Origin of the sequence: Rodentibacter genomosp. 1, assembly GCF_001999285.1 — a bacterium.
Taxonomy (GTDB): Bacteria; Pseudomonadota; Gammaproteobacteria; order Enterobacterales; family Pasteurellaceae; genus Rodentibacter.
In genome coordinates this window covers 1-6781 of sequence record NZ_MLHN01000029.1, presented here as the reverse complement: position 1 = coordinate 6781, position 6781 = coordinate 1, and the positions used below count along the sequence as shown (strand labels likewise).

Genomic DNA, 6781 nt, shown 5'->3' with positions numbered 1-6781 from the left:
CATCTTCCCGTTGTATCAAGCTTGTACGTCTATCCCATTTGGTTGCAGAGCGATAAATACTGTCAAACAGGAGATTTCTTCCTCCGACCTGAATTTTATCCGCTTCCGCTTTAGCATCCGCCCGCCAAATGGATTGCAAGCCTGTTTGCGCTAAAGCCACAACTTCAGTTTTACCGGCTTTTGTGGATTGAATGTCGGTAATATGACTTTCTGCATTCCCTATACGACCCGTTAATGTAGCAAGACTTGATGCGGTGGCGTTATCACCTTGGGTGCGAGCCATTTGTTCCGCAGTGATTTTCGCCGCTAAATCGCTTTTCGCATTGTTTAAGCTTGCTTCTAATTGGCTAAGCTTCGTCGCTGTCGATCGATTGAGCCGGCTAATTGACTGCTCGGCCTCGGTAATTTTCCCCTCAGCACCCTGCATTCTGGTCGTTAATGCGGTGACATTGTCAGCCGTGGTTTTATCCTTAGCCGCTTGTGCCGTTTGATACGCCGAGATATTTGCCGAAATATTGTCAATATTCCCCTCAATATCCTCCGGTGCCGGTGTCCAGTCTGTGGCAATCGTTCCTCTTTCCAACTTAATTTGCCGAATCTCGTTGGTTGAGGTTGCCGTACGTGGATAAAAATAGACATTTAAGTGGGTATCATTGGGCGTGCGTTCGGTATCACCGTCCATCGGTTTTTTCCATCTCCCCTTACCTTGATACATCCCATCGGCAATTTTTACCAAACGGGCAATTTCATTGTAGCCTTGGGAGTTATATACACCAATGCCTGTACGCCCTTCGCCCAAATTCCCCCATAATGTAATCACCACATCTTCACCAACTTTCGGTGCAGCCGTGAGTACATAGCGGGTGGAATAACCACCTGACGAATACGGCACGGCAGAACCTTTTAACAGGTTTCTGCCACCGACACTCAAATTGTTCAAGCTGGCACTTAACGTTTGGCTTACTTCACTTAATGCGGTGGTTTGATTTGCCACACTGCGTTGAAGTTGGGTAATGCCACTTTCGGCACTCGTCACTCTGGCTGTCAAGGCATTGCGGGCTTGAGACTCGGCATTATCACCTGCAATACGGGCATTGCGCTCTTCCGTTAACCCTGTGAGAGCTTGATTGGTTTTTGTCGTCAGTGTGACGAGGTGTTCAGCCTGCTGTCTATCCGTATTTTCTAAGCGGGTGATTGCTGTTCCACGGGCTTTCGCCTCATCTTGCACTTTCTTCGTCAGATTCGTACTTTCGGTTCGAATAGATTGAGTGAGACGATTCACCTCTTGAGTGAGATTCCCTTGTAGTTGCTGAACACCGCTATTGGCGGTATGAGCCATATTTTGCGTCGATGTCAGTTGTTCAATGAGTGTCGCATCAAGTTGGCTTGTTTCAATCTTCCCCTCTAAATCACTCGTGCTGACTTTGTGGGTATAAGCTCGCCCGTTCCAAGAATATAACTTGCCATCAAGCGTATTATGAACTTGGTTATAGCCGGTGAATGAGTTTACATCCAACCCAGCCACCGTCTTAATCAGCTCAAGATTGCGTGCCGGAGCGGCAGTGTCAAACACTTCATCGATAATATTTTTCGAGAGTTTTTCGTTGAGCAGCTTCAATTCTTCGTCAATATCGACCGTACTTTCCGCCCGTAAGCCCGATTGTTGATGAAACGGCCCGACATTCATTCCACGAGTATGACGTAGCCAGTAGTAACGTACTTGTTTTGCTCCGACTTCGTGGGTAAACATTCGGGCGGTCACTTTGGCGATACGTTTGGCGGTTTTAATATCATCCGTTTCTGCGGCAAAAATCTCTGTGGCGGTAAACTCATCAATCCAATCCCATTCAAGGGTGATATTGCCTAAACCACCTGTCGCCCTAACGCCCGTTGGTGCAGGTGGGCGGTCGATGGTAAAACGCTGTGTGCGTTCGTTGAGTAACTGCCCTTTTTCATTTCTCGCACGGATGACGACAAGATACTCACCATTGGCCAGATTGTTTAAATCCAGTTCCGGTGATTTTAATCCCAAGCGAACATCAAAGAGATTATCGCCTTTGTAGATTAAAATATCGTATTTCACCAAGCCGTTTCCGCCGCTGACATCGGCATTAATGCCAATACTGCCATCCGGATTAGTGATAATTTGAATATCATTTACTTGAGGCACGGCAAGGATACTGGTCTCTTTCGGTTCAAAGACTGCCCCGTTATCGACTATCGCCTCTTTCTGCGGTTCGTGCTGCAATGCCACAATGGTGTATTTACCCTTAGCCTCTTCTTTCACACTCAAGGCACGGAATAATTGCGCATTGATTCGTTGCGTGGTCAGTGACCAAATGCCATATTCAGTCAAACCGGTCGGTTTACGCTCAAGTGTAATTTCTGTTCCACTTGCCGACAAAATTTTAATATCTTGGTGTTTGGCCTCAGCGTTGATGTAAGTCAAATAGCTCTTTGCCGTGATGTCAATTTCTCTATCGAGGGTAACTTTCTTTCCTTCAATTTTTAATACACGCCCACCGATATTCGTGCCGGCATAATCCATATCCGCTACCTTGATAATATCGCCCGGCACGTGCATTAAGCCTTCCGCCCCCACTGTAAACGTGACAGTTTTGGTTTCCAGTTTCTCCGTTTGTAACAACCACAACCCGGTACGGTGCGCCTGCCCTCGTGAAGTACAACCAAAGGCAGTGATTTTCTTCACATTTAAGCCATTTTTTCGGATTGCGTCATCATCGGACACATATTCAATGGTTTTCTCGTAAGCGTTGTCTTTATCCGCATATTCCACTTGGATCGCATTATGACGGGCTTTTTTAGCAGAAAAAGTGTAAGTAAACTCGCCATTTTCAACATTCGCATTGGTATAAGTCCACACCGGATCGGATGGGCGATCCATTACCACCGTGAGTTCTCGCCCATTCCATACCGGCATTGCACGGAAAATCGAACAAATATCATTGATCACATCATAAGCCGCCCGTTGGTCGGTGAGCCACGCATTACAGGTAAAACGAGGCTCTTTACCGCCAAAACCATCGGGAACCAACTGATCGCAATATTGCGCCACTTGATACAATGCCCACTTATCCGCCCCAAAATCCCCTAAACGTTGTCCCAAGCCATAACGTTTGTTGGTCACGATGTCATAAAGCACCCAAGCCGGATTATCCGTCCACGCAATTTTAAATGTACCATCCCACATTCCCTGATATTGTCGGGTTATCGGATTGTAATTTAACGGCACTTTCACCTTGATCCCTTTTACATCATAAGTGCGATTCGGGATATTCGAGAAATATTCCGAATCAAATTTCACCCCGATCAATGCCGTGTTCGGATAAGTAAATTCCGTATCAATAATTTCTGTGTAGCTCGCCCATACGGTGTTATTCTGCAATCGCTGTGATTTACTGTCTGCGGTATTGCGCACAACACGCACGGTAAAAGGAACGGCAGGCAAATTAGAAAAGATATGCTGTTGCAAATACTGTGAACTGTATTTGCCACTAATCGTTACTGGATAGTGCTGATTGCCGATATACACCGTTAGGCTTACACTTGCGCCGTTTGTATCACCCTGATCGTTTTGGTGAAACAGTGATTGAACACCAAGGGTTAAACGTAAACGGGAGACTTTGCTATCGGTTATCGTGCGGGTAATCGGTGTGGTTTTCCGCACTTGTGTCCCCACCGAGATTTCTTTTTCTGACGTATTGAAACCGGCGATAATATCCTGAACCTGTGAACCGACCCGCCCTTCAAGTTGAACATTGCTAAAATTGTAAGAATCATCCTGATTTTGAATCGGTGTATTATCAAGATAGACGGATTTCATCCCGTCTGCTAAGCCTTCAATCTCCCCTTCTGAAATAATTTCAACGATTTTGACAAGCTGTTTACTGCGACCGCTTTCTTTTGCTTCAACCGGTGTACGTCCGCCACCGCCGCCACCTTTACCCATACATACTCCTAAATGTTCGTATCTTGTGTTTCCACACCTTGTGAAATAATCAATGACCCTGTTCTAATTCGTCCGTAAGCGAGTGGCATCGGACGCCCCTGCGCCACTAAATTTCCCAAGTTTGAAAATGCCGTTGAGTTTTTCTTTTCTTTTTCATCGGTTATTCTCGGCATTTTCGGCATAGGCGTGAGCATTTGTGCGACACCACCAAGGGCTAATGCAGCGCCCATGCCAAACACCATACCTTTTGTAATCAACCCACCCAAAAGCCCTGCGCCGGGTATCAAAAACGAAGCTCCGATAAGCGCAGCACCAACTAAGACTTGAAATAAACCACCACGCTTTGCGCCTTTTAACACCGGTGTAAAACACACCGTCATTTTCTCTTTGAGTTGATAAAACATCCCTTTTTCCAAATAACGGTTATCGAGATAATCTTTGCCGATACGAACTTTAAATAACCCTTGCTGTAAAAATTGGCGTAAATTCGGAATCTGACTGGTTAAAGCCCGGACAATTTCTGCCGTGTTGTTTACCTCTAAATCAAACTCAGTGCCAAACTGTTTAAGGGCACCGTAAAATCTAACTTTGACCATTCCTTAAACCTCCAAATACTATGCGTGTGCTTGAGCCAATAACCATCATAAAGATCACGTTTTGATAAGCGTTTTGGTGCGTGATGTAAGGCCATTTGATCACCAATATAAATGGCGGCATGATTCGGCACATCCGCCCCCACCTGAATTAAAATGACATCACCGATTTGTAATTCTTGTTGGGCTTTAACCCGCTCAAATCCTTCCTTTTCAATATTGTCGAGGTAAAGATTAAAGCCATCTTCCCACCAGTAATCATCACGTTCATACTCAGTCATTTCATAACCGGCAAGGCGATAGAAATCACGATAGAGCGTGTAGCAATCCATTTTGCCGTGTTCAAATTCACGCCCGATTAATAATGGGATTTTGGGGAAAAGGTGAATTTGCCCGTCACACACAAGCCAAAAATCCAGTTGGCTATAAAGCTGCGTTTGTAAATCGGCTTGCGATAGTGCGGGCTTGCCGTTTGGGTGAGAATGCACCAATGCCAATATTTCACCCATTGATTCCGCCTTGAGATAATCATTCGGTGAAATTTCAAAGTGGTTCTCTTTGTCTTCCGCCATATTTTCACAAGGCAAAAAGTGCGGTTGATTTTCACCTCGTTTTAAAACAACAAAACCGCAACATTCATGCGGTTCGGTTGATTTGGCATAAGCAATGATTTGATGATGTAATTTATCGCCCATTTTTACCCCAACTTATTGACTGAAACAAATCCGCCATAGTTGTGCGTGTTATTTCTCATCTTACACCCCGGCAATAACCCACTACATTTATCTACTTTCGGATCGGTAGTGGGTTGATCTTTTTCATCTGCCACGGCTGGCCCTGAATAACCACATTCGACACCACGATACACCCAGCAACAGGTCGTGGTGATCATTCTTGCACCAATGAGGGCATTATCCGTTTCACTGGGCAACGCTAAAGTAAATTGCGCAATATCACGTTTAAGCGATGAGAGCTGTTCAATCACAAAATAGCTTAATGCCTCTTGTGTGGGGTCGGCTTGTTTGTTGCCGTTTGTAAAATTGACTGCATCAAGATAATGCATATACACTAAACGTCGGCGTACAATAGCCCCCAAACATTGATCGAACCGATTACAAAGTGCGGTCAAAAATCCGTTAATATTGGCAAGGGTAAGCGTTGGGCGATTACTTGGCCCTTGTCCCGACATTTCAAAGCCTTCGGCTTTCACGCCAAAAGGAGCGTAAGTATTCCCCTGCCACACTATCGGCTGTGAGCGCTCATTTCTGCCGGCATAAAACCGATACAGCTCACCATTCATCCCATCTGAATCTTTTAATCCGCGTAGATCTACCTCAAAGAGTTCGATCAGGGCGTTTTGCTCAAGTTTGGCAAGATCGAGTTTAAATTGGTTGCTAATAAGCGTTGGCATAACTTACCACCATTTGATCGCATTAATGACAGAAGCAAGAGCAAATAAGAAGAAAACAATCCATATGCCAAAGAACCGCCAATTTGATAATTTTTCATTCATTGTTGTAACTCCCTTGATTATTGAGAGAATAGTTTTTAATATAACATCCATAATTTATTACTCATTCTGTATCAATGGGTAAAAGAAAACCCCGAAAGTTTGCCGCTTTCGGGGTTTGTTTTTTTAATGATTACGCATAAAAGTGCAGTTAATTTCGGTAGATTTTTATATTAAGCAAATGCACCTCCCGGTCTGAAATTTGTGGTGACGGCGTTATTCGCCGCTCTTTCGGCAATATCCGTCATCGTTTTAAGCAATTCCACCGTAATTTCTAAACCGTTGTCAGTTTTTTTGCTTTCCACTTTGGCGTTTGCTGCTTCACCGTTATTAATCACATTCACTTTGATATTAGTCTGTCCATTAGTTTGATGTACCGTTGGCACGCCAACACCGCCACCATTAGCAAAACCACGAGGTTTTGAACGGGATTGATAATTGAGGTAATCAAGGTATTCAATACCCAATCGGCTTGTTGCTTCTTTGGTGATAACATATTCACCACGATGTACAATGCCAGCCGGTTGATATTTTCCGCCTAAGCCGGTAAAACCGCCTTGCTCGAAACCGACCAGACCACCTCGATAGAACAACCAAGAGCCATCGGCATAACCTCCGCTACTTGCTCCTCCAAGAAACGACATATCAAAACCCATTGCTTTTCCGGCTGATTTAATGGCATTGAATACCATCATTTTGATGATCATT

General features: G+C 44.7%; 4 protein-coding genes and 1 pseudogene. All 5 read right to left on the bottom strand.

Annotation, left to right across the window (positions count from 1 at the left end):
• The coding region (gene gpJ / locus BKK54_RS10960; RefSeq protein ID WP_077543104.1) for a TipJ family phage tail tip protein at window positions 1-3970 on the bottom strand (3970 nt) is incomplete at its 3' end.
• A gap of 8 nt (window positions 3971-3978) precedes the next feature.
• Window positions 3979-4566, bottom strand: coding sequence for a tail assembly protein (locus BKK54_RS10955; RefSeq protein WP_077543105.1), 588 nt, complete (start codon window positions 4564-4566; stop codon window positions 3979-3981).
• A complete protein-coding gene (locus BKK54_RS10950; protein ID WP_077543103.1) occupies window positions 4509-5258 on the bottom strand; it encodes a C40 family peptidase in 750 nt (249 codons plus the stop codon). Before BKK54_RS10950 ends, BKK54_RS10955 begins: the two co-directional genes overlap by 58 nt.
• Before the next feature lie 2 nt (window positions 5259-5260).
• Window positions 5261-5974 carry a phage minor tail protein L gene (locus BKK54_RS10945; protein ID WP_077543102.1) on the bottom strand — a complete coding sequence of 238 codons (714 nt, stop codon included), beginning with the start codon at window positions 5972-5974 and terminating at the stop codon, window positions 5261-5263.
• Between the two features lie 272 nt (window positions 5975-6246).
• Window positions 6247-6781, bottom strand: a pseudogene (locus tag BKK54_RS10940) (tape measure protein); the annotation flags it as partial.